The 22266-nt window shown below is 72.9% G+C and carries 20 protein-coding genes and 1 pseudogene; 7 read left to right on the top strand and 14 right to left on the bottom strand.

The genetic code is table 11. The features are described from left to right. The first annotated feature begins 192 nt into the window (after positions 1–192). Positions 193–690: a hypothetical protein gene (locus ACWC9T_RS21455; RefSeq protein ID WP_449822632.1), complete on the top strand. Its 498-nt coding sequence runs from the start codon at positions 193–195 to the stop codon at positions 688–690. A gap of 319 nt (positions 691–1009) precedes the next feature. On the opposite strand, the gene ACWC9T_RS21450 is transcribed toward ACWC9T_RS21455, so the two are convergent. Continuing rightward, positions 1010–1771, bottom strand: coding sequence for a 3-hydroxybutyrate dehydrogenase (locus ACWC9T_RS21450; protein ID WP_449822631.1), 762 nt, complete (start codon positions 1769–1771; stop codon positions 1010–1012). Between the two features lie 309 nt (positions 1772–2080). Here ACWC9T_RS21450 and ACWC9T_RS21445 point away from each other — a divergent pair, with 309 nt between their 5' ends. Further along, on the top strand, positions 2081–3958 hold the full coding sequence (locus ACWC9T_RS21445) for a regulator (RefSeq protein ID WP_449822630.1): 1878 nt from the start codon (positions 2081–2083) through the stop codon (positions 3956–3958). Here ACWC9T_RS21445 and ACWC9T_RS21440 read toward each other — a convergent pair. The 3 genes from ACWC9T_RS21440 to ACWC9T_RS21430 all read right to left on the bottom strand — a co-directional run bounded on the left by ACWC9T_RS21440 (position 3895) and on the right by ACWC9T_RS21430 (position 7073). Next, the gene (locus ACWC9T_RS21440) at positions 3895–4359 is read right to left on the bottom strand and encodes a hypothetical protein (RefSeq protein ID WP_449822629.1); all 465 of its coding nucleotides are present in this window, start codon (positions 4357–4359) and stop codon (positions 3895–3897) included. The two genes, ACWC9T_RS21445 and ACWC9T_RS21440, sit on opposite strands and share 64 nt — an antisense overlap. 129 nt (positions 4360–4488) lie before the next feature. Beyond that, positions 4489–5820 carry an NAD(P)/FAD-dependent oxidoreductase gene (locus tag ACWC9T_RS21435; RefSeq protein ID WP_449822628.1) on the bottom strand — a complete coding sequence of 444 codons (1332 nt, stop codon included), beginning with the start codon at positions 5818–5820 and terminating at the stop codon, positions 4489–4491. A gap of 347 nt (positions 5821–6167) precedes the next feature. Continuing rightward, on the bottom strand, positions 6168–7073 hold the full coding sequence (locus ACWC9T_RS21430) for a TIGR01777 family oxidoreductase (RefSeq protein ID WP_449822627.1): 906 nt from the start codon (positions 7071–7073) through the stop codon (positions 6168–6170). 63 nt (positions 7074–7136) lie between these two features. On the opposite strand from ACWC9T_RS21430, the gene ACWC9T_RS21425 reads away from it, so the two are divergent. After that, complete coding sequence (locus ACWC9T_RS21425) at positions 7137–7643, top strand: N-acetyltransferase family protein (RefSeq protein WP_449822626.1); 507 nt, start codon at positions 7137–7139, stop codon at positions 7641–7643. 97 nt (positions 7644–7740) lie between these two features. Then, entirely contained in the window at positions 7741–8841 is a 1101-nt protein-coding gene (locus ACWC9T_RS21420) for a DUF2510 domain-containing protein (RefSeq protein WP_449822625.1), read from the top strand. Positions 8842–8891: 50 nt separating this feature from the next. Here the strand turns inward: ACWC9T_RS21420 and ACWC9T_RS21415 are convergent, their stop codons facing one another. From ACWC9T_RS21415 to cobU, 7 genes and pseudogenes are all read right to left on the bottom strand, one after another. Further along, the gene (locus tag ACWC9T_RS21415) at positions 8892–9407 is read right to left on the bottom strand and encodes a DUF4240 domain-containing protein (RefSeq protein WP_449822624.1); all 516 of its coding nucleotides are present in this window, start codon (positions 9405–9407) and stop codon (positions 8892–8894) included. 124 nt (positions 9408–9531) lie between these two features. Next, positions 9532–11316, bottom strand: a complete 1785-nt coding sequence (gene sucB / locus ACWC9T_RS21410) for a 2-oxoglutarate dehydrogenase, E2 component, dihydrolipoamide succinyltransferase (RefSeq protein WP_449822623.1) — start codon at positions 11314–11316, stop codon at positions 9532–9534. Positions 11317–11382: 66 nt separating this feature from the next. Further along, the gene (gene lpdA / locus ACWC9T_RS21405) at positions 11383–12771 is read right to left on the bottom strand and encodes a dihydrolipoyl dehydrogenase (protein WP_224284763.1); all 1389 of its coding nucleotides are present in this window, start codon (positions 12769–12771) and stop codon (positions 11383–11385) included. Between the two features lie 405 nt (positions 12772–13176). Continuing rightward, positions 13177–14682, bottom strand: coding sequence for a leucyl aminopeptidase (locus ACWC9T_RS21400; RefSeq protein WP_449822622.1), 1506 nt, complete (start codon positions 14680–14682; stop codon positions 13177–13179). A gap of 160 nt (positions 14683–14842) precedes the next feature. Beyond that, positions 14843–15634, bottom strand: coding sequence for an adenosylcobinamide-GDP ribazoletransferase (locus tag ACWC9T_RS21395; protein ID WP_449822621.1), 792 nt, complete (start codon positions 15632–15634; stop codon positions 14843–14845). 137 nt (positions 15635–15771) lie between these two features. Beyond that, the gene (locus tag ACWC9T_RS21390) at positions 15772–16887 is read right to left on the bottom strand and encodes a nicotinate-nucleotide--dimethylbenzimidazole phosphoribosyltransferase (RefSeq protein WP_449822620.1); all 1116 of its coding nucleotides are present in this window, start codon (positions 16885–16887) and stop codon (positions 15772–15774) included. A gap of 28 nt (positions 16888–16915) precedes the next feature. Then, positions 16916–17464 (bottom strand): annotated as a pseudogene (cobU, locus tag ACWC9T_RS21385) (bifunctional adenosylcobinamide kinase/adenosylcobinamide-phosphate guanylyltransferase); the annotation flags it as partial. A 118-nt stretch (positions 17465–17582) separates the two neighbouring features. Between cobU and ACWC9T_RS21380 the strand changes: the two are divergent. Next, entirely contained in the window at positions 17583–17783 is a 201-nt protein-coding gene (locus ACWC9T_RS21380) for a hypothetical protein (RefSeq protein ID WP_449822619.1), read from the top strand. Positions 17784–17803: 20 nt separating this feature from the next. Here ACWC9T_RS21380 and ACWC9T_RS21375 read toward each other — a convergent pair whose 3' ends face one another. Together ACWC9T_RS21375 and ACWC9T_RS21370 are read right to left on the bottom strand one after the other, a co-directional pair. Continuing rightward, positions 17804–18544 carry a class I SAM-dependent methyltransferase gene (locus ACWC9T_RS21375; RefSeq protein ID WP_449822654.1) on the bottom strand — a complete coding sequence of 247 codons (741 nt, stop codon included), beginning with the start codon at positions 18542–18544 and terminating at the stop codon, positions 17804–17806. Between the two features lie 158 nt (positions 18545–18702). After that, on the bottom strand, positions 18703–19302 hold the full coding sequence (locus ACWC9T_RS21370; protein WP_449822618.1) for a DUF3043 domain-containing protein: 600 nt from the start codon (positions 19300–19302) through the stop codon (positions 18703–18705). Positions 19303–19602: 300 nt separating this feature from the next. On the opposite strand from ACWC9T_RS21370, the gene ACWC9T_RS21365 reads away from it, so the two are divergent. Continuing rightward, the gene (locus ACWC9T_RS21365; RefSeq protein WP_355673316.1) at positions 19603–20412 is read left to right on the top strand and encodes a PspA/IM30 family protein; all 810 of its coding nucleotides are present in this window, start codon (positions 19603–19605) and stop codon (positions 20410–20412) included. Between the two features lie 37 nt (positions 20413–20449). Then, a complete protein-coding gene (gene pspAA, locus ACWC9T_RS21360; RefSeq protein ID WP_355673317.1) occupies positions 20450–20749 on the top strand; it encodes a PspA-associated protein PspAA in 300 nt (99 codons plus the stop codon). A gap of 133 nt (positions 20750–20882) precedes the next feature. Here pspAA and nadA read toward each other — a convergent pair whose 3' ends face one another. Then, the gene (gene nadA / locus ACWC9T_RS21355) at positions 20883–22067 is read right to left on the bottom strand and encodes a quinolinate synthase NadA (protein WP_449822617.1); all 1185 of its coding nucleotides are present in this window, start codon (positions 22065–22067) and stop codon (positions 20883–20885) included. Positions 22068–22266: the final 199 nt, after the last annotated feature.

Genomic DNA, 22266 nt, shown 5'->3' with positions numbered 1-22266 from the left:
ATGACTGGGTGTGAGGGTGTTCGGTGTGGACGGGTGAGATTCCGTGCGGCTCGCGTGACGAGTCTTGACGGTCTCTCCGCAGGGTGATGGCGGCTCAAATACGCCCAAAACATGAAAGGCTCTGACGAATCCCATGCCTGGCGGGTGCCTTATGATCGACATCGATCAAGACGAGCATCAGGAGCGACAGCCATGCGATCGCAGTCAGTCACACGAGTCGCGGGCACCCTGCTCCTGGCGCTGCTGACCGGCTGCTCCTCGGCGCACCCGGCCCCCAAGCCGACGGCGACCCAGCCGTTCATCGCTTTCAACGCCTGCCTGATCACCGACACCACCGGTCTCGCGCCCGGTTCGCCCGCCACCCGGGCCTGGGCCGGCACCCAGGCCGCCACCGGCCCGCTGCACGCGCGGGCCAGCTATGTGACCGCCGACCCCGCCAAGGCGGACGGCGCCATCGGCGGCCTGATCCTGAAGAACTGCTCACTCATCATTTCCGCCTCCGTCGACGGGCAATTCGCGCCGGCCGTCGAAGCCGCCGCCAAGGCCCATCCCGAGCAGCGCTTCCTGATCGTCGGGACAGCCGGCCCGGCGGTCAATGTGCGTAGCCTCCAACCGGGGGACGACCTGCAGGAGCGGGTGCGGCAGGCCGTGACGGAAAGCGCCGCGGGGAACTGGGCTTCGCCCGGGTGAACTCATCGGGCTCTACTCGGTATTCGATCTCCTCCCGCATCCCCCGGTCGGTGGGATGCGCACCGGACAAGGTAGGAACCCCGCGCCCCGGGACTATGTGACCGACCCGCATGGTCCCGGGGGTTGATATGGCCAACTGCCCCATAACTGTCTCGGTTCCTCGCCGTTGCCCACCCCCCACCCGGTTGCCCGTCGCCGCTTCGGCTCTGCAGAAGCGGCGACGTTGCTAATAGAGACGGCCGGGCCTGTGCCCTTCGCACAGGCCCGGCCGAATTTGTTCTGGTTTTGAGGTCGATTGCCTCCGAGAAGTGGAGGGAGCTCAGCGCGCCGTCCAGCCGCCGTCGACGGGGAGGCTGGTGCCGGTGATGTAGGCGGCGGGCGGGGTGCAGAGGTAGAGGGCGAGGTGGGCGACCTCGGAGGGTTCGATGAGGCGCTTGACGGCGGTGCGGTCGAGCATGATCCGCTCGACGACCTCGTCCTCGGGGACGCCGTGGGCGAGCGCCTGGGCGGCGATCTGCTTCTCCACCAAAGGAGTTCGGACGTAGCCCGGGTTGAGGCAGTTGCTGGTGACGCCGTGGGGGGCGCCTTCGAGGGCGACGGTCTTGCTCAGGCCCTCCAGGGCGTGCTTGGCGGTGACATACGCGGACTTGAAGGCGCTGGCGCGCAGGCCGTGGACGGAGGAGATGTTGACGATCCGGCCCCACTCCTGTTCGTACATGTGGGGCAGGGTGCGGCGCAGGATGCGGAACGGGGCCTCGACCATGACGCGTTGGATGAGGGTGAAGCGGTCGACCGGGAACTCGTGCACGGGCGCGACGTGTTGCAGGCCGGCGTTGTTGACCACGATGTCGGCGTCGTCCGGCAGGGCGTCCACGGCCTCGGGGTCGGCGAGGTCGGTGACGATCGCGCGCCCGCCGATCCGCTCCGCGAGCTCCCGGGCCGGGTCGGCCGCGAGGTCGACGACGTAGACCCGGGCGCCGGCCCCGGCGAAGGCCTCGGCACAGGCCCGGCCGATGCCCGAGGCGGCTCCGGTCACCAGGGCCGTACGGCCGTCGAGCGGGCGGGCAGTAGAGGTGTCCATGGCCGAGAACGGTAGGAATCCGGCGGCGCGGCTCCCATGTGGCGGTCCACTACAGCATCCGGGTTCCCTGTGGCGGAAACCAACATGACGATCGATCGACGGTTCGACCCTGGACGGCCAAACCCATCTTGACCTCGCTTCCCCACAATGGGCGCGGATGCTTCACCCGTTCGGAGGATTGCTCGGTCAGATCCACCCATAGCGCCCGAATGCTCGCTACATTCACGCCGATTCCCGACAGGGGGCGCCGCCCCAGGCAGCCGAAGTGCTGGTAGAGCCCGGTGCGACGTCCGAGAGGTGTTGACTGACATGCCCCAACGGCCTGCAACCGACAGCCCGGCGTACGGACCGCTCGACCCGCTCGGCCAGCACCGAGGTCCGGTCGGCCGGACCCTTCCGGATGCCCCCGACGCCCTGGCCCCCAACGCCCTGACCGGCGACACGCTGACCGCCGACGCCCCGACCGCCGACGAACTGCGGCTGCCCGTGCAGGCAACACCCAACCGGCACGAAGCCACCGCCGCACCCGCCCCCGCGACCACCAGCGGCCACGGCAGCCACACCGGCCACTCCGGCCCGACCCCGCAGAACGGCCAGCTCGCCGCGCTGATCGAGGAGGCCGGCTTCTCGCACGCCGGCCTGGCCCGCCGGGTCGACCAGCTCGGCCTGGAACACGGCCTCGACCTGCGCTACGACAAGACCTCGGTCACCCGCTGGCTGCGCGGCCAGCAGCCCCGCGGCGCCACCCCGGCGCTGATCGCCGAGGTCTTCACCCGCCGCCTCGGCCGCCGCCTCACCGCCCAGGACCTCGGCCTGGACGCCTGCGCCCCGGTCTACGCGGGCCTGGAGTTCGCCGAGACCCCGCAGGAGGCGGTGGACATCGTGGCGAGCATGTGGCGCAAGGACAACGGCCCGCAGTCCGAGCTGCGCCGGATCGCCTTCACTCCGGCCGGCCTGGTCGTCCCCAGCCGGGACTGGCTGATCGGCCGCACCGACGAGCGCGTCGCCCGCGACGGCTCCACCCTGGTCCGCCCCGACGCCGCCACCGGGCCACCGAGCGCCACCGCCACCGCACCGGCGCCGGGCACCCCGAGCGCGCCCGGCGCACCCACCATGAGCCCCGCGCGCGGCCCGGCCGTCGGCGTCCCCGGCTCCCGCAGCACCACCGGAACCACCGGCACCGCCGCCACCATCGGCCGGGTGCCCACCCAGAGCCGCCGCCCGCCCACCGCCGTCGAACCGTCGTACACCGACCCGACCCGTGAGGCGCGCCCCGCCCTGCGCGTCGGCCGCGGCGACATCGCCGCCATCCGCGCCGTCGGCGACCTCTTCCGCGCGCTCGACCACGCCTACGGCGGCGGCCACGCCCGCCAGGCACTGGTCCGCTACCTGGAGAGCGAGGCCGAGCCGATGCTGCGCGGCCGCTACGGCGAGCAGATCGGCCGGGCCCTGTTCGGTGCGGTCGCCGACCTGACCAGGCTGGCCGGCTGGACGTCCTTCGACATCGCCGCGCACGGCCTCGCCCAGCGCTACTTCGTCCAGGCGCTGCGCCTCTCCCAGGCCGCCGGGGACCGCGCGCTCGGCGGCTACGTCCTGGTGACGATGAGCCAGCAGGCCGTCCACCTCGGCCACGGCCGGGAGGCCGTCCAGCTCGCCCGGGTCGCCCAGCAGGGCGTGGGCACCGCCGTCCCGCCGGTGGTCCAGTCGTTGATGCACGCCGCCGAGGCGCGCGGGCACGGCCTGTTGGGCGACGTCCGCTCCTGCACCACCGCCCTGGTACGGGCCGAGCGTTCGCTCGCGGCCTCCCGGACGGGCGACGAACTACCGTCCTGGGCGCGGTACTTCGACGAGGCCCAGCTCTCCGACGAGTTCGCCCACTGCTACCGCGACCTCCAGCAGTGGCGCACCTGCGCGCAGCACGCCGAGAAGTCGCTGCGACTGCGCTCACCCGCCTACGCGCGCAGCCGGATCTTCTGCCGGCTGGTGCTGGCCACCGCCCGGCTCGGCATGGGCGACCTCGACGAGGCCTGCACCATGGCCACCGACGCGCTGCGCGCGGCCGGGGAGATGCGCTCGGCCCGCTCGCTGGAGTACGTCCGGGACTTCCACCGCCGCCTCACCCCCTACCGGGGCAGCCCGGTGGCCCGTGCCTTCGAGGAGACGGCCCGCCAGGCGGGGGTGATCTGACCACCCGCACGGAAACCGGGCCGGGAACTCGCCAACTCTCGGCCCGGACCCGCGGCTGCTCGGCAGCCGCGGCCACCGGCGGGCGGGCGCCCTCGTGCACCCGCTGCGCCGCCAACGGGAACAGCAGCGCCGACGGCATCCCGACGCCGGCCGGCGCCGCCGCCGTGGGGGACGGCAGGTGCCCGTCGTCCACTGAGCGCGGGCCCGGCGAAGGCGTCGTCCAGCGGGACCCGGTTGACCAGCGCGCCCACCCCGAGGGTCACCACGACGGAGACCAGCCACGCGGTGCCCGCCCGTTTCAGCGGGTCACCGCGCAGCTTGGCGAAGTCGATCTCGTACCCGGCCAGGAACATCGGCAGGGCCAGGCCGAACTGGGAGAGCGCGTCGATCCCACCGGGCATCCGGCCGAACGGTGGAAAGCATCCGATGAGGAGTCAGAACTGTCGTGTCGGCACCCTGGCGCGCCGTCGGTCCGTCACCCCGGCAGACCGCTGGCGGACGCCTGGACAGCACGACTCGGGGCGGCCGCCTCAGGCCGCCGCCTCGGCCTCCCGCGCGTCCGCCGGCAGCCCGAGGTCGCGCAGCACCGCCTGTGCCGCCCGCCGCCCGGAGACCAGCGCGCCCTGCACGGTGCTGGTGTCCCGGTGGCCCCCGGCGGCGTACAGCCCGGCCAGCACCCGCACCGGTCGGCGGGGGTTGTGCGGCGGCGGCATCGCGGGCAGCGCGTCCGGGACGTGCCGCACGCTGAGGAACTGCCAGCCCGCCGTCGAGGCGCCGTACAGCTCGGCGAGCCGGGCCCGGACGGCCGGTTCCAGCCCGGCCGGGCCGCCCGCGTCGAAGGAGCGCCGCCCGAGCACGGTGGTGGCGATCAGCGCCTGCCCGGCCGGGGCGAAGGACGGGTGCAGCTCGCTGACCACCAGCGAGTGCGAGACCAGCGGCGGGTGCCCGTTCGGCCGGTCACCGTCGAGCAGCAGCACGGCCTCGTTCAGCGGGGCGCGGTCGGCCGTGTGGAAGAAGGTGGTGACGGGGTGGAAGTCCGGAAGCCGCAGCCCGGGCAGCAGTTCGGCGGCGGAGCGGGCGTCGGTGGCGACCACGACGGCCAGGGCACCGATCCGCCCATGGGTGAGGGTCTCCACGCCGTCGGCGGAGATCGAGGTGACCTGCACCCCGGTCCGGACGGTGCCGACGGGTAGCGCGGCGGCCAGTTGGGCCGGCACGGCCGCGATCCCGTCTGCGGGCAGACAGAGCCGGCCGCGGGCGTAGGAGCGCAGCACCAGGTCGGCGATCCGGCTGCTGGTACCGAGCGTCGGATCGCTGAGCAGCGCGCTGAGCAGCGGGCGTAGGAAGCCGTCCACGGTGCGGGGGGCGAGGCCGTGGCCGGCCAGTGCGCGGGCGGCGGTGGTCTCCGGGCGGGCCTGCAGCCGGACGGCCGGGGTGGTGGCGATCCGGCCGAGCCAGCTGCCGAGGCGGGCCTTGTCCAGCGGGCTGCCGAGCGGCGCCCGGGTGGCGGCCTGCCGGGCGGTGGTGAGCTGCGGGTCTCCGGCGCGGTAGCGGCGGCCGGCACTGTGCACCAGCACGCCGGGCGTGAGCTTGCGCAGGTCGAGGCGGTCGAGGTCGAGCGTCCGGCGCAGCTCGGGGAAGGCGGTGTTCAGCAGGTGGCTGCCGTCGTCGAGCCGGAATCCGTCCAGCTCGCGGGTGGCCATCCGGCCGCCGATCCGGTCGGTGGTCTCCAGGACCTGAACGGTGAGGCCGTGGCCGGTGAGTGCGCGGGCGGCGACCAGGCCCGCGAGTCCGGCGCCGACCACGACGACGTCCGGGTCGGACGGTCGACGGGCGCGGCGGGTGAAGTCGTACGTGGGCACTGGCGTGCTCCCTCCCTGGTCCCGGGGCTCCGGCCGACGCAGGCAGCGGGGTGCCGGGACACGGTCCGAGGAAGGTGATGCCCAGTCAGTGTGAGCATCAGACAAGCGCGGCGGACCGGATGCGAGGGGTGAGAGGGGTTGCGCGGCGCCGGGCGGGGGCGCGGTCACGGACAGTGCGCCGTGGCGACCGGGTTGCGGGCTCGGCGGGCGCGTACGGTCACCGGGGGAGTGCGACGCGCCCGCAGTGTGCTCCCGTGCGCCCCCTCCCGGAGCCCCGTCCGACCCCCGCCCGGCATATGCCCCTGGCCAGCGCGAATGCCGTAGGAGGCCTACGCACGAAGTGGGAGTCAGAGCGCCGCCCGCACCGCCGAGTCCACGTCCGGGTGCGCGAAGCGGAAGCCCGCGTCCAGCAGGCGCCGCGGCACCACCCGGTGGCTACCGACCACCTCGACCGCCAGCTCGCCGAGCACTGTTCTGAGCACCGCCTCCGGGACCGGGAACGGCGTCGGCCGCCGCAGCGCCCGCCCGATCGCCGTGGTCAGCTCGCGGTTGGTCACCGGCTCCGGCGCGGTGAGGTTGAAGGCGCCGGAGAGGTCCTCCCGGTCGATCAGGAACCGCAGCGCGGCCACCTCGTCGGCCAGCGAGATGTAGCTCCAGTACTGCCGCCCGCTGCCCAGGCGTCCCCCCAGGCCCAGCTTGAACAGGGGGAACAGCCGTGCGCCCGCCCCGCCGGCGGTGGAGAGCACCATCCCCGTGCGCGGGTGCACGACCCGGATCCCGGCCCGCTCGGCCGGCCGCGCGGCCGCCTCCCACTCCAGGCAGACCTCGGCCAGGAAGTCGTCCCCGGCGGGGGAGTCCTCGTCGATCACCCGGTCGCCGGTCTGACCGTACCAGCCGATCGCGGAGGCGCTGACGAACACCCGCGGCGGCTCCTTGAGGTCGGCCAGCGCGACGGCGAGGGTCTCCGTGCCGTACACCCGGCTCTCCCGGATCTCCCGCTTGTACGCCTCCGTCCAGCGGCGGTCGCCGACCCCGGCGCCGGCCAGGTGCACCACCGCTTCGACCCCGGCCAGCCCGTCCCGGTCGACCTGGCCGAGCAGCGGGTTCCAGCCGATCGCCGTGCTGCCGTCGGGCTGCGGGCCGGTCCTGGACCGGCGCCGGACAAGCCGGACCACCTCATGGCCGTCCGCCAGCAGGGAGCGGACGAGCGCCGAACCGATCAATCCCGTGGAGCCTGTGACAGCGATGCGCATGGGCCCATCCTCGCAGGACTTAACCCCGCAGACCTTCGCGTGCGGCTCAGTAGCATGACGCGCATGTCCTTTGAGTTCCGCGACGATCTGATCATCCGCCCGGCCCGGCCCGAGGACGAGCGTGAACTCGCCGCGCTCAACCGCGCCTCCTGGTCCACCCTGTCCGACGTCTCCCCGGAGCCGCCCGCCGAGGAGACGGTCTTCGACGAGCGGCACACCCCCGAGCAGTTCCTGCTCGCGGTGCTGGACGGCCGGATCGTCGGCTACATCCGCCAGGTCCCGCCGACCCCGCTGGCCAGCAACCGGCACGTGCGGCAGATCCAGGGCCTCTCCGTGGACGACACGGCCCGAGGCCGGGGCGTCGGGCGGCGCCTGGTCGAGGCGGCCTGCGCGGCGGCCCTGGCCGAGGGCGCCCGCAGGATGACCCTGCGGGTGCTCGGCTGGAACGCCCCGGCCCGGCGGCTGTACGAGAGCTGCGGCTTCGTCGTGGAGGGCTCGCTGGCCGAGGAGTTCCTGATCGACGGACGGTACGTGGACGACATCTGGATGGCCCGCCGCCTGGCCGGCTGAGGTCCGCGAACTGACGTCACGTCAGAACGCGAGGCGCTGCAGAGTCGTGACGTATCCGCCCTGTCTGGAGCGGCGCCCCGCCGGGTACCGTACGGCCGTGAGCAACTCGACGCCTCCCGGGTGGTACCCGGTCCCCGGTGCGGACGGCACCCCCGGTCACGAGCGCTGGTGGGACGGCAACGCATGGACCAGCGAGGTCCGGCCGCTCCAGGGCGGCGCGGGGCAGCTCGCCGACGCCCCGACCCAGGTCCGGCAGCCCCCTGTCCCGCAATCCCCGCAGCCCGGCTACGGCTACCCGGCGCAGGGCGGCTCGCCCGCCGCCGGCTACGGCTACCCGGTCCAGGACGCGGGCCAGGCCCCGGGCTACGGCGCGCCGACCCCCGGGTACGGCGCGCAGACCCCCGGCTACGGCTACGGCGGCCAGGAGGCCTACCAGGGCGGGGGCTACGGCTACCCGGGCCCGGGCTACCCGCCGCCGGGTCCCACGAAGACCAAGCCCGGCGTGATCATCGGCATCGCGGTCGCCGTGCTGGCCGTGGGCGGGCTCATCGCCGGGATCGTGCTCAGCCAGGGCAGTGACCCGAAGGCGGGCCCCACCCCGAACCCCACCGTGTCGGTCAGCCAGAGCGACAGCCCCGAGCCGACCCCCAGCCCGACCCAGAGCACGCCCACCGTCGCGCCGCCCAAGCCCCTCCCGGTCGTGAAGAGCACCGTCCCGGACCCGCAGCACGCGATCACCGTCCCGGTGTTCGACGGCTGGGACGTGTCGCCCAACCCCGCGCACTCCACGGTCTACCTCGGCAGCGGCCGCTACACCTGCGCGGACGGCAACGCCTGCATCCGCGGCCAGTTCTCGATCGAGAAGGACACCATCCAGGGCGACTCGCCCAAGGCGGCCGCCGACGCGGCGATGCCGGCCTACGCCGGGGGGATCTTCACCGGGATCACCTCGCACACCGACTCCGGCTCCGGTTTCGTCAGCGTCGCCGGCGTGCTCGGCTACGCCGTCCGCTGGCACGTCCGCACCTCGGACGGCACCCAGGGCTACGTCCTGCTGGCCGCCGTCCCGGCCAAGGGCGGCGGCTACGTGGTCTTCGAGGGCGGCGTGGACGACGACCCGGCCGCACCGGACGCCTCGGTGCTGGACCAGATCCTCAAGGGCATCAAGCAGGACAGCTCCTCGGGCAGCTCGACCTGAGGCCCGGGCCTGTCCCTCGGGTCCTTGCCGGATCCGACAAGGGACGGCCCCTAATCCCCGTACCGCTCCCAGAGCTTGGGGAAGCGCTTCGCCATGACGTCCGGGTCGTCGAAGTCCAGCGTCGCCCCGGCCGGCCGCCCGGCCTGCCGACCGCCCACCTCGGGCAACGGCAGGCCGGTCAGCTGCTCGTACGCCTCGTCGGCCGCGAAGCCGAGGTCCTCGGCCTCGCCGTCCTCCTCCTCGTCGAACTCGGGCAGCAGGTCCGCCAGGTCGTCCGGCTCGGCCAGCCCGCCCTCGAAGACGTCCCGGCCCTGGCCGATGAGCCAGCAGCGGAAGTAGTCGAAGGTGTCCTCGGAGGCGCCGTTCAGCAGCAGGTGGGCCGCGCCCCACAGGTCGTAGCGGAAGGCGCGCTGGAACCGTGCCTCGAAGAGCCGGGCGAAGTCGATCACGTCGTCCGGGGTCAGCCGGACGAGGTGATCCACCAGCCGGTCGGCCTGTTCGTCGGGATCGCCGTCGGCGGCCTCTCGGGTCTCGTCGATGATCTGCCAGAAGTCGGTCTCGTCCATCACCGCTCCAGCATCCCCGCTCGGCCGCCTCCGCGCATGCCACGACGGGCGGAAACACGGCCCCGGAACGGCGGAACCCCGCGCCGTCCGGGGACGACGCGGGGTTCCGTACGACCGGGGTGCTTTACAGGCCGAGCTCGACCTCGAACTCGCCGGCCTCCAGGATCTCCTTGACCGCGACCAGGTAGCGGGCGGCGTCGGCGCCGTCCACCAGGCGGTGGTCGTAGGAGAGCGACAGGTAGGTCATGTCACGGATGCCGATGGCGGTGCCGCCGTCGGCCTCGATGACCACCGGGCGCTTGACGGTGGCGCCGATGCCCAGGATGGCGACCTGGTTCGGCGGCACGATCACGGTGTCGAACAGCGCACCGCGCGAGCCGGTGTTGCTGATGGTGAAGGTGGCGCCGGACAGCTCGTCCGGGGTGATCTTGCCGTCGCGGACCTTGGCGGCCAGCTCGGCGGTCTTCTTCGAGATGCCGGCGATGTTGAGGTCGCCCGCACCCTTGATGACCGGGGTCATCAGACCCTTCTCGGAGTCCACCGCGATACCGATGTTCTCGGTGTCGAAGTAGGTGACGGTGCCCTCGGCGTCGTTGATCCGAGCGTTGACGACCGCGTGGACCTTCAGCGCCTGGGCGGCGGCCTTGACGAAGAACGGCATCGGGGAGAGCTTGACGCCCTCGCGCGCGAGGAAGCCGTCCTTGGCCTTGGCGCGCAGCGACATGATCTTGGTGACGTCCACCTCGACCACGCTGGTCAGCTGGGCCTGCTCGTGCAGGGCCTTCATCATGTTGTCGCCGATGACCTTGCGCATGCGGCTCATCTTGACCGTCTGGCCGCGCAGGGCGGACGGCGCGGCGGCGGTCTTCGGCGCGGCGGCCGGGGCGGCAGCGGCGACCGGGGCCGGGACGGCCTTGGCGGCCTCCGCGGCGGCGATGACGTCCTGCTTGCGGATGCGGCCGCCGACGCCGGTGCCGGCGACGGAGGACAGCGCGACGCCGTGCTCGGCGGCGAGCTTGCGCACCAGCGGGGTGACGTAGGCGTCACCGGCGTCGCCAGCCGGGACGGCCGGGGCCGGGGCGGCGACCGGGGCCGGGGCGGCGACCGGGGCCGGAGCAGCCGGGGCGGCGATCGGGGCCGGAGCAGCCGGGGCGGCGATCGGGGCCGGAGCAGCCGGGGCGGCGACCGGAGCCGGAGCGGCAGCCGGGGCCGGGGCGGCAGCCGGGGCGGCGACCGGAGCCGGAGCGGCAGCCGGGGCCGGGGCGGCAGCCGGGGCCGGGGCGGCAGCGGCGGCACCCGGGGCACCGATCAGCGCGAGCTGGGCGCCGACCTCGGCGGTCTCGTCCTCGCCGACCAGGATCTTGACGACGACACCGGCGACCGGCGACGGGATCTCGGTGTCGACCTTGTCGGTGGACACCTCGAGCAGCGGCTCGTCGATCTCGACCGTCTCACCCTCGGCCTTCAGCCAGCGGGTGACGGTGCCCTCGGTGACCGACTCGCCCAGCGCGGGCAGCAGCACCGGAGTGGCGTCGCCGGCCGGGGCGGCCGGAGCAGCCGGCGCGGCGGGGGCGGCGGCCGGGGCCTCGGCGACCGGAGCCGGGGCGGCGACCGGGGCGGCCGGAGCGGCAGCCTCGGCGACCGGGGCGGCGGCGGCGACCGGGGCACCGGAACCGTCGTCGATGATCGCCAGCTCGGCGCCGACCTCGACGGTCTCGTCCTCGGCGACCTTGATCGAGGCCAGGATGCCGGCGGCGGGAGCCGGGATCTCGGTGTCGACCTTGTCGGTCGACACCTCGAGCAGCGGCTCGTCGACCTCGACACGCTCACCCTCGGCCTTCAGCCAACGGGTGACGGTGCCCTCGGAAACGCTCTCGCCCAGCGCGGGCAGTGTTACTGAGACCGCCATGGTTTCAGCGACTCCTATCAAGTCTTGCGTACGGGAAGTACTGGAAACGGGGGGTGGTGGGCGCGATCAGTCGTGCGCGTGCAGCGGCTTGCCGGCCAGCGCCAGGTGCGCCTCGCCCAGGGCCTCGGACTGGGTCGGGTGCGCGTGGATCAGCTGCGCGACCTCGGCCGGCAGAGCCTCCCAGTTGTAGATCAGCTGGGCTTCGCCGACCTGCTCGCCCATGCGGGCGCCGACCATGTGGACGCCGACCACGGCGCCGTCCTTGACCTGGACGAGCTTGATCTCGCCGGCGGTCTTCAGGATCTTGCTCTTGCCGTTGCCGGCCAGGTTGTACTTCAGGGTGACGACCTTCTCCTTGCCGTACAGCTCGACGGCCTTGGCCTCGGAGATGCCGACGGAGGCCACCTCGGGGTTGGAGTAGGTGACCCGCGGGACGCCGTCGTAGTCGATCGGCATCGGCTTGAGGCCGGCCAGGCGCTCGGCGACCAGGATGCCCTCGGCGAAGCCGACGTGGGCGAGCTGCAGGGTCGGGGCGAGGTCGCCGACGGCCGAGATGGTGGGCACGTTGGTGCGCATGTACTCGTCGACCAGGACGTAGCCGCGGTCCATCGCGACGCCGTTCTCCTCGTAGCCGAGGCCGGCCGAGACCGGGCCGCGGCCGATGGCGACGAGCAGCAGGTCGGCGTCGATCTGCTTGCCGTTCTCGGTGGAGACGCGGACACCGGTCTCGGTGTACTCGACGCCCGAGAAACGGGCCTTCAGCTCGAACTTGATGCCGCGCTTGCGGAACGCGCGCTCCAGCAGCTTGGAGGAGTTCTCGTCCTCCAGCGGGACGAGGTGCGGCAGCGCCTCGACGATGGTGACCTCGACGCCGAAGGACTTCCAGACCGAGGCGAACTCGACGCCGATGACGCCGCCGCCCAGGATGACGGCCGACTTCGGGATGCGGTCGAGCTTGAGGGCGTGGTCGGAGGAGATCACACGGTTGCCGTCGATCTCCAGGCCCGGGATCGAGCGCGGCACCGATCCGGTGGCCAGGACGATGTGGCGGCCTTCGATGCGCTGGCCGTTGACGTCCACCGAGGTCTGCGAGGAGAGCTTGCCCTCGCCCTGGATGAAGGTCACCTTGCGGGACGCCACCAGGCCCTGCAGACCCTTGTACAGGCCGGCGATGACGTCGTCCTTGTACTTGTGGACGCCGTTGATGTCGATGCCCTGGAAGGTGGCCAGCACGCCGAACTCGGCGGCCTCCTTCGTCTCGTCCGCGATCTCGGCGGCGTGCAGCAGCGCCTTGGTCGGGATGCAGCCGCGGTGCAGGCAAGTGCCGCCCAGCTCACCCTTCTCGACCAGGGCAACGCTCAGACCCAGCTGAGCGGCGCGGAGCGCCGCGGCGTAACCGCCGCTTCCGCCTCCGAGAATGACTACGTCGAAAACGGTGCTGGCGTCGTTCGCCACGTCACGTCCTCCATGCAATGGGGTGGGTCGCCGGGCCGGTCGCGGTCCGGTGGGTCGGAAGCCTTTGTGGGGCGCCCAGTCGTGCCGGAAATACATCTTCGCACTTGTTCGCGGTGGCTGATGTCCGGGTCCACCCCAGGGGTGTCCCACGGAGTGGTCACGGGGGCGGGAATACCCCCGACAGAAGGGCATCATCGCAGCTCAGCGCGGTATTGACGGCCGCCGGACGGGCGGCATCCGCGCCGGTCGCGGTCGCTGCTTCCGCACTGCGGAACAAAGTTTCGCCCTTGGCGAACAGGCGTGCGCCAGGATGTCCCGGCCTACTCGCAGGTAACCCGCGCGGGAACGCCGACGGGGGCCCGGCGCGTGTGCGCCGGACCCCCGTGGAGGCTCAGGTCGGAAGGATCAGGCCTTGCCGTTGGCCGCCGTCTGCTCGGCGAAGCGGACCAGGGTGCGCACCGCGCTCGCGGTGCCGCCCTTCGGGGTGTAGCCGAACGGCGCGCTCTCGTGGAACGCCGGGCCGGCGATGTCCAGGTGCGCCCAGTCGATGCCCTCGGCCACGAACTCCTTCAGGAACAGACCGGCCACCAGACCGCCGCCCATCCGCTCGCCCATGTTGGCCAGGTCGGCGATGGTCGACTCGGTGAAGCCCTTGCGCAGCTCGGCCGGCAGCGGCATCGGCCAGGACTGCTCGCCGACCTCGCCCGCGACGGCGTGCAGGTTCTCGCGCAGCTCGTCGTTGTTGGACATCACACCGAAGGTGCGGGTGCCCAGGGCCAGCACCATGGCGCCGGTCAGGGTCGCCACGTCGACGATGGCGTCCGGGTTCTCCTCGCCGGCCCGCACGATCGCGTCGGCCAGCACCAGACGGCCCTCGGCGTCGGTGTTCAGCACCTCGACGGTCTTGCCGCCGTACATGCGCAGCACGTCGCCCGGGCGGGTGGCGGAGCCGGACGGCATGTTCTCGGCCAGCGCCAGCCAGGCGGTCACGTTGACGACCAGGCCCAGGCGCTTGGCGGCCACCACGGCGGCGAACACGGCGGCGGCGCCGGCCATGTCGCACTTCATGGTCTCGTTGTGGCCGGCCGGCTTCAGCGAGATGCCGCCCGAGTCGTAGGTGATGCCCTTGCCGACGAAGGCCAGCGTGGCCTTCGCCTTCGGGTGGGTGTAGGCCACCTTCACCAGCCGCGGCGGGTTCGCCGAGCCGCCGCCGACGCCCAGCAGGCCGCCGTAGCCGCCCTTGGTCAGCGCCTTCTCGTCCAGCACCTCGACCTTGAGGCCGTGCTCCTTGCCGGCCGCCTGGGCGATCGCGGCGAAGCTCTTCGGGTTCAGGTCGTTCGGCGCGGCGTTGACCAGGTCGCGGGCCCGGTTCATCTCCTCGCCGATCGCGGCGGCGCGCTCCACGGCGGCCTTGGCGTCCTTGCTGCCCTTGCGGGCGGCCAGCACGACCAGCTCGCCGACCGGCTCCTTGCCGTTGCCGTTGCCCTTGTAGGTGCTGAAGGCGTACGAGCCGAGCAGACCGCCCAGCGCGAGCGCCTCGACGTCGTCCGCGGACTCGGTCGGCAGGGCCAGCGCGGCCTTCTTGGTGCCGGCCAGGGCACGGGCGGCGACACCGGCGGCGCGGCGCAGCGCCTCCGCCGCGTAACCGTCCTCGGGGGCCTCGCCGAGGCCGACCGCGAGCACGAGCGGGGCCTTCAGGCCAGTGGGGGAGGGCACCTTGACGGTCTCGCCCTCGGCGCCGGTCGCGCCCAGGGTGCTGAGGACCTCGGCCAGCTTGCCGTCGAACGCCTCGTTCACGGCCTCGGCGCCGGGCGCCAGCACAATGCCCTTCGGGCCCTTCGCGGCGCCGACCACCAGGGCGTCCGCGCGCAGCGAGGCGGCGGAGGAGGTGCTCACAGACAATGCAGTCACGTAATGCGTCCTGTTCTTTCGCGGTCCACAGCCGGTCGCGGCGTGGCTGCCGAACCGGCGCAGCCCGCCGTGGCAGGCCGTGGGCAGGTCCTGCCACGGTGCAGGGCTGCGGTGCTTCACGCATGGTAGTCCGCATGCTGGGATCACGCGCCGCCCGGTGTCAGCCGAGCAACGCCAGGGCGAACAGCGTGCCGGTGGCCGCGGTCTCGGCCATCGCGCCGAGCACGTCCCCGGTGATTCCGCCGAACCGTCGGACGCAGCGCCCCAGCAGCAGTCGGGCACAACCGACGCCGAGCGCAACGGCCAGCGGCAGACGGAGGGCTGACCATCCGTCGAACAATCCGGTCGCGGCGAGGGCGAGCGCCCCGAGGGCCGTCCCGGCGGCGGCTCCGGCGGGCGTCACGGTGCTCGCCACCATCGCTCCGAGCCCGCCCGGCCGGGCGGCCGGCACCGACCGCAGACAGCCCCAGCCGAGCGCGCACCGGGCGGCCACCGCCGAGGCGAGCACCGCCAGCGCGCCGCGCGGTGCGGAATGTCCGAACTGTCCGGCCAGCGCGGCGACCTGGGCCAGCAGTACGAGAACCAGGGTCAGTACGCCGAACGGGCCGATGTCGGACTGCTTCATGATCCGCAGCGCGTCCTCGGCCGGCTTGCCGCTGCCCAGCCCGTCGGCGACGTCCGCCAGACCGTCCAGGTGCAGCCCCCGGGTCAGCGTGGCGAGCGCCCCCACCGCCGCCACCGCCCCGAGCAGCCCGCCCGCGCGCCAGGCGACCAGCGCCCCGGCCCCGGCCGCGACGGCGCCCAGCACCGCCCCGACCACCGGAGCCACCGTCATCGCCCGCGCCCCCGCCGCCCGGTCCCAGCGCTCCACCCGCACCCGCAGCACCGACAGCGTCCCGAACGCGAACCGCAACCCCTCGCCCCAGCCCGCCCGGTCACCGCTGTCCGCCATCGCTCCCTCTCCTCACCGCACCGCGCGGCGCCGCACCGCACAAGCAAAATCCCCGCGCCCCGAGTGGGACGCGGGGAACCGCGTGAAGCGGAAGGCCGGGGCCCACCACCCGAGCGCCGACGCTTGGTGGCCGGGCCCTACAGCCGCCGCAACAGGTCCGCCGCCGACGGCAGCTTCGGCTGCTCCTTCGGCGCCGCCGGCACGAACGGACTCGGGGCCTCGTCCGCGAGCGCGTCGCCCGCCGCCTGGAGCAGCGGCAGCGCCAGCACCGCGCCGACGCCCTCGCCCATGGTGATCCCCTGGTCCTGCAGCGGCGTCAGGGTCAGCCGGTCGTACGCCTTCGCCTGCGCTGGCTCGCCGCTGGACTGCCCGGCCCGCCACCACTCCGGCGCCCGGAAAGCGATCCGCTGGGCGACCAGCGCGCAGGCCGCCGAGACCACACCGTCCAACACCACCGGCAGCCGTCGGACCGCGGCCTGCAGCAGGAAGCCGGTGACCGCCGCGAAGTCGGCCCCGCCGGTCGCGCCGAGCAGGGCGATCTGGTCGCCGAGCACCGGCCGGGCCCGCCGCAACGAGTCCCTGATGGTGGCGCACTTGACCATCCACACCCGGTCGTCGATGCCGGAGCCGCGCCCGCAGACCGCGGCGGCGTCCGTCCCGCACAGCGCGCCGACCAGCACGGCGGCCACCGTGGTGGCGCCGACCCCGAGGTCGCCGAGCAGCACCAGGTCGGTGCCGGAGTCGGCCTCCTCGTCGGCCACGGCCATGCCGGCCCGGAAGGCCCGTACGGTCTCCTCCGGGGTGAGCGCGTCCTCGACGTCGATCCGGCCGGAGCCGCGCCGGATCCGGTGGGTGACCACCTCGTCCGGGAAGTCCGCGGCGTCGGTGTCCACACCGACGTCGACCACCCGCACCTCGGCGCCGTAGCGCGCGGCCAGCCGAGCCACCGGCGCGGTGCCGTCGAGCACGGCCCGCACCCGGGCCGCGGTGCCGCCCTGGGCGGGCAGCCGGGACACCCCGAGCGCGGCCACACCGTGGTCGGCGGCGAACAGCAGCACCTTGGGCGCCGACACCGGCCGCACCGGGGAGTGCCCCTGCACGGACGACAGCCAGCTGCCCAGCTCCTCCAGCTTGCCGAGCCCGCCACGCGGCCGGCCGGCCTCCTGCCAGCGCTCCTCGGCGGCCCGCCGGGCGCTGTCGTCGGGGCGCTCGACGAGCGAGGAGAACGTATCGAGATCCACGGTCGTGTCCATCGTCCGGAAGGCTACACGCCAAAGGCATTCAGGCTGCGGCTGGCTTGATTGTCACAACCTGTCCCGCCACGACCAGCAGCACACGCTCCGAGGCGTCGGCCACGGCCATGTTGAGCCGGCCCAGGGTGTCGCGGAAGCGCCGGCCAGCGGCGGTGGCCGGGACGACACCCATGCCGACCTCGTTGCTCACCGCGACGACCGTCCGCGGGGTGGCCGCCCAGGCCGAGGTCAGCGCCTCGCAGCGGCGCTGTACCGCGGCCTCGCCGCCGTTCGCCCAAGCCTCGTCGTCCCAGGCGTCGCACTCGTCCATCACCGCGGTCAGCCACAGCGCCAGGCAGTCGATCAGCACCGGAGCCGGGTCGTCGGCGTCGCTGAGCACGGCCGCCAGGTCGCAGGTCTCGGCGGTGCGCCAGCTCGCCGGCCGGCGCCTGCGGTGCAGCTCGATCCGCTGGGCCCACTCGGCGTCGCCGTCCCGGGTGCCACCGGTGGCCACGTACAGGACGTCCGGCCGGTCGGCGAGCAGCTGCTCGGCGCGGGTGGACTTGCCGGAGCGCGCGCCGCCGAGCAGCAGCGTGCGGGGGAGGGGGAGGTGGGTCGCCATGCCGCTCATCCTGCCCGACCAGGCATACGGAAGATCCGGCCGGGCAGGCTATGGTGCGCACCACATAGGAAGCGGGCAGCGGGAGGAGCCGGGCATGGTCTGGACGTGGCGGTACGAGAAGGCGGACGGCAGCACGGCGACGCCCAGCGGCGGCCAGGAGGAGTTCGCCGGCCAAGGGGACGCCGAGACCTGGATCGGGGAGACCTGGAAGCAGCTCGTCGAGGACGGCGTGGACACCGCGGTGCTGCTGGAGGACGGTCAGCAGGTCTACGCGATGAGCCTGCACGAGGAGTAGCCCCGGCCGGTCGGGGCGGGCTACTTCGCCCCGACCACGTGCAGCAGTGCCGCGACCTGCCGGTAGGGGTCGGTGCGGCCGGCCCGGTCTTCGGCTTCCAGCAGCTGGGCCAGCTGCCGCCCGTCCACCGGCGGGGTCGCGTCGTCGGGCGCGTTGTCGGTGAAGACCCGCACGCCGTACCAGTGCCGGAGCGGCACCGACACCTCGGAGAGGGTGACGGACAGGTCGGCGAGCCGGTCGGCGCGGGCGGCCAGCCCGAGCCGGTTGTAGTACCGGTCGCTCTCGAAGGCGTGCAGGGCGGCTCGCCAGTCCCCGGCGGCGGCGGGCCGCAGCGCGAGCGCGTCGCGGTTGCGGACCAGCAGCGAGAGCAGACCGCCGGGCGCCAGGAGCCGGGCCAGCGAGGCGATCATCGGGTCCGGGTCGGGCAGGTACATCAGGACGCCGTGGCAGAGCACCACGTCGAAGCTGCGCGGGCCGAACCAGCGCCCGCACTGGTGGCCGTCACCGCTGAGCAGCTGAAGTCGGCCGCGCACCTCGGGCGGCTCCTCGGCCAGCGCCCCCTGGGCGACGCCGAGCGCGACCGGATCGGAGTCGATCCCGGTGACGTAGTGGCCGGCCCTGGCCAGTCGCAGGGCCTGTGTGCCCTGGCCGCAGCCGATGTCGAGGACGCGCTGCGCGGTCCGGCCGGTCAGCTGCTCGGCGAGCTGGCGGGAGACGAGTTCCTGGCGGACGAAGTTGCGCAGTCCGCCGAGCCGGTCCAGCCAGGCGCCGGTCCCGCCGGCGAAGGAGCCGCTGCGCGAGGGCAGTCGGCGCTCCTGGCCGAGCCGGTCGTGGCCGCCGTCCCCCTGTCCGGGTAGCGCGTACAGGCCGGGCCCCTCCCAGGACGGCGGGGCCCAGCCGGAGTCCACCGGTTCGGCGGTCAGGGCTTCTCTCCGCGCCGCACCTGCGGCTTGGGCAGGCGCAGTCGGCGCATCTGCAGGGTGCGCATGATCCCGTAGGCGATCGCGCCGCGGGTGTTCTCGCTGGCGAAGCGCTCGCCCAGCTGCTTGCGCAGGCCGAGGCCGAGGCGGACGAAGTCCAGGATCACCAGGATGAAGAAGAGCAGGAACAGCAGCGTGGACAGCAGCTGCAGGGCCGGCACCTTGACGATGCTCAGCACCAGGATGACCACGGCGGCCGGCAGGAAGAACTCGGCCAGCGACCAGCGGGAGTCGACGTAGTCGCGGGCGAACCTGCGCACCGGGCCCTTGTCGCGGGCCGGCAGGTGGCGCTCGTCGCCGTCCATCAGGGCCTGGCGCTGCTTCTCGCGCTCGACCCGCATCCGGTCGCGAGCCTGGCGGGAGGCCTCCTTGCGGTCCTTGGGCACCGTCACCCGGGTGCGCCGGTTGGCCTCGGCCTCACTGCGCTTGGGGGTGGGGCGGCCCTTCTTGGCCTGCGGGTGGCGGGCCTGGGTCGTCTCGTCCTGCTTCTCCAGCACGGTGGCGGAGGCGGCGGCATCATCTGAACGGCGTCGGAACACACCACCAGCGTACGGGGTGCGCGGCCACGACCACGGGTCCCCTCGGACCCAAACGCATATCGATCCTCCGGTCCGGGCTCCGCCCCGGGTTTCCCGGGCTCTTCCCGTAGGGGATCAGTCGGATGGAGCATGGGCAGGATGAGAGGCGGATCCACCCGGGGGATGAGGAACTGCCGCTGGTCGCTGTAGCAGTCTTGTTGCAGGCAGGTGCACTGCGGCGAAGGGCTCGCTGCACATACACTCGTCGTGTCTGGTAACGAGATAAACACCGCAGGCCGGAGAAGGGGGCACCCGAGGCCCATGAGCGACGGAATCATGAAGCGTATGGGGCTGATCTTCCGCTCCAAGGCGAACAAGGCCTTGGACCGGGCGGAGGATCCGCGTGAGACGCTCGACTACTCCTACCAGAAGCAGCTCGAGTTGCTGCAGAAGGTACGGCGTGGTGTCGCGGACGTCGCGACTTCGCGCAAGCGCCTGGAACTCCAGCTGACCCAGCTCCAGCAGCAGTCCGCGAAGTACGAGGACCAGGGCCGCAAGGCGCTGTCCCTCGGCCGCGAGGACCTCGCGCGCGAGGCGCTGACCCGCAAGGCCAACATGCAGTCCCAGATCAACGACCTGGAGACGCAGTACCAGGCCCTGCAGGCCGAGGAGGAGAAGCTCACGCTGGCCTCCCAGCGGCTGCAGGCCAAGGTGGACGCCTTCCGCACCAAGAAGGAGACCATCAAGGCCACCTACACCGCGGCCCAGGCACAGACCCGCATCGCCGAGTCCTTCTCCGGCATCTCGGAGGAGATGGGCGACGTCGGCCTGGCCATCCAGCGGGCCGAGGACAAGACCGCGCAGATGCAGGCCCGAGCCGGCGCGATCGACGAGCTGCTGGCCTCCGGCGCGCTCGACGACGCCAGCGGTCTCGGCCGCAAGGACGACATCGAGGCCGAGCTGGAGCGGGTGGCCGGCGGCTCCGACGTCGAGCTGGAGCTCGCCCGGATGAAGGCCGAGCTGGCCGGCGGCCCCGCCTCCGGTCCGGCCGCGATCGAGCAGGGCAAGCCGGCCCAGCAGCCGCAGGACGCGCACCCGCAGGACACCCCGCGCATCAACTACAACAAGTGATCTGAGCTCGACCCCACGAACCAGGGAGACGCACGGCATGATCATGAGGGTCATGGGTGAGGGGCAGTTCGAGGTGGGCGAGGACCACCTGAACCTGCTCAACCAGCTCGACGACGAGCTGCTCACCGCAGTGGAGTCGGGCGACGAGGAGAACTTCCGCCAGGCCTACGGCAAGCTGCTCGACGCGGTGATGCGGTACGGCACCCGGCTGCCCGACGACGCTCTGGAGCCGTCCGACCTGATCCTGCCGAGTTCCGAGGCGACGATCAGCGAGGTCCGCGCACTGCTGCTGTCCGAGGGCGAGGGCGTGATCCCGGGGTTCCCCGAGTACGAGTAGCTCTTCGGCTGCTGCCAGACGAAAAGGCGGGCCCCCTCCGGTGGGAGGGGGCCCGCCCTTCGCTGTTACTCGCCCGTTCGCCACCGGGCGCTCCGGACCGGTGCCGAAGGTCGGCGCGGGTCCCGGGGCCGGACTACGGCAGGGCCAGCATCCGGTCCAGCGCCGCCTTGGCGTACTTCTCGGTCTCCGGGTCGACCGTGATCACGTTCGGGACCCGACCGTCGACCAGCGACTCCAGCGCCCAGACCAGGTGCGGCAGGTCGATCCGGTTCATGGTCGAGCAGAAGCAGACCGCGCGGTCCAGGAAGACGATCTCCTTGTCCGGGTGCGCCTTGGCCAGGCGGCGGACGAGGTTCAGCTCGGTGCCGATGGCCCACTTGGAGCCGGGCTCGGCAGCGTCCAGGGCCTTGATGATGTACTCGGTCGAGCCCACCATGTCGGCGGCCGCGACGACCTCGTGCTTGCACTCGGGGTGCACCAGGACGTTCACGCCGGGGATCCGCTCGCGGACGTCGTTCACCGAGTCCAGGCTGAAGCGGCCGTGCACCGAGCAGTGGCCGCGCCAGAGGATCATCTTCGCGTCCCGCAGCTGCTCGGTGGTCAGGCCGCCGTTCGGCTTGTGCGGGTTGTAGACGACGCAGTCGTCCAGCGAGAAGCCCATGTCCCGCACCGCGGTGTTGCGGCCGAGGTGCTGGTCGGGCAGGAAGAGCACCTTCTCGCCCTGCTCGAAGGCCCACTCCAGGGCGCGCTTGGCGTTGGAGGAGGTGCAGATGAGGCCGCCGTGCTTGCCGGTGAAGGCCTTGATGTCGGCGGAGGAGTTCATGTACGAGACCGGGACGGTCACGTCGGCTATGCCGGCGTCGGTCAGCGCGTCCCAGCACTCGGCGACCTGCTCGGCGGTGGCCATGTCGGCCATCGAGCAGCCGGCCGCGAGGTCGGGGAGGACGACCTGCTGCCTGTCGCTGGTGAGGATGTCCGCCGACTCGGCCATGAAGTGCACGCCGCAGAAGACGATGTACTCGGCCTCGGGGCGGGCCGCCGCGTCGCGCGCGAGCTTGAAGGAGTCGCCGGTGACGTCGGCGAACTCGATCACCTCGTCGCGCTGGTAGTGGTGCCCGAGGATGAAGACGCGGTCGCCGAGCGCGGCCTTGGCCGCGCGGGCGCGCTCGACGAGGTCCGGGTCGGAGGCCGGGGGGAGGTCACCGGGGCATTCGACGCCGCGCTCGCTGTTCGGGTCGGCCTCCCGGCCGAGCAGCAGCAGAGCGAGCGGCGTCGGAGTGGGGTCGACGCCGTAGGTCTCGGTGATGGTGGTGGTCACGGGCGGGCGCCCTTCTGTGCGGCCGATCAAGCGGTGAAGCCTTTTCGTCTAACTGACACTATCTATTCTAACCGGTTAGCGTCAGAGTGACGATGGCCATCCCGTCGATGTGACGAGAACCGCTCGCCAAAAGGAAGCCCCGATGGAGCCGGATACCCCGATTCGGGGCAGTCTGGTGCGGCCGAATCGATGTTTCGAA

This window comes from Kitasatospora sp. NPDC001159, from assembly GCF_053598235.1.
The sequence above is the reverse complement of the archived record's forward strand: the minus strand, read 5'-3'. Positions and strand labels throughout refer to the sequence as shown.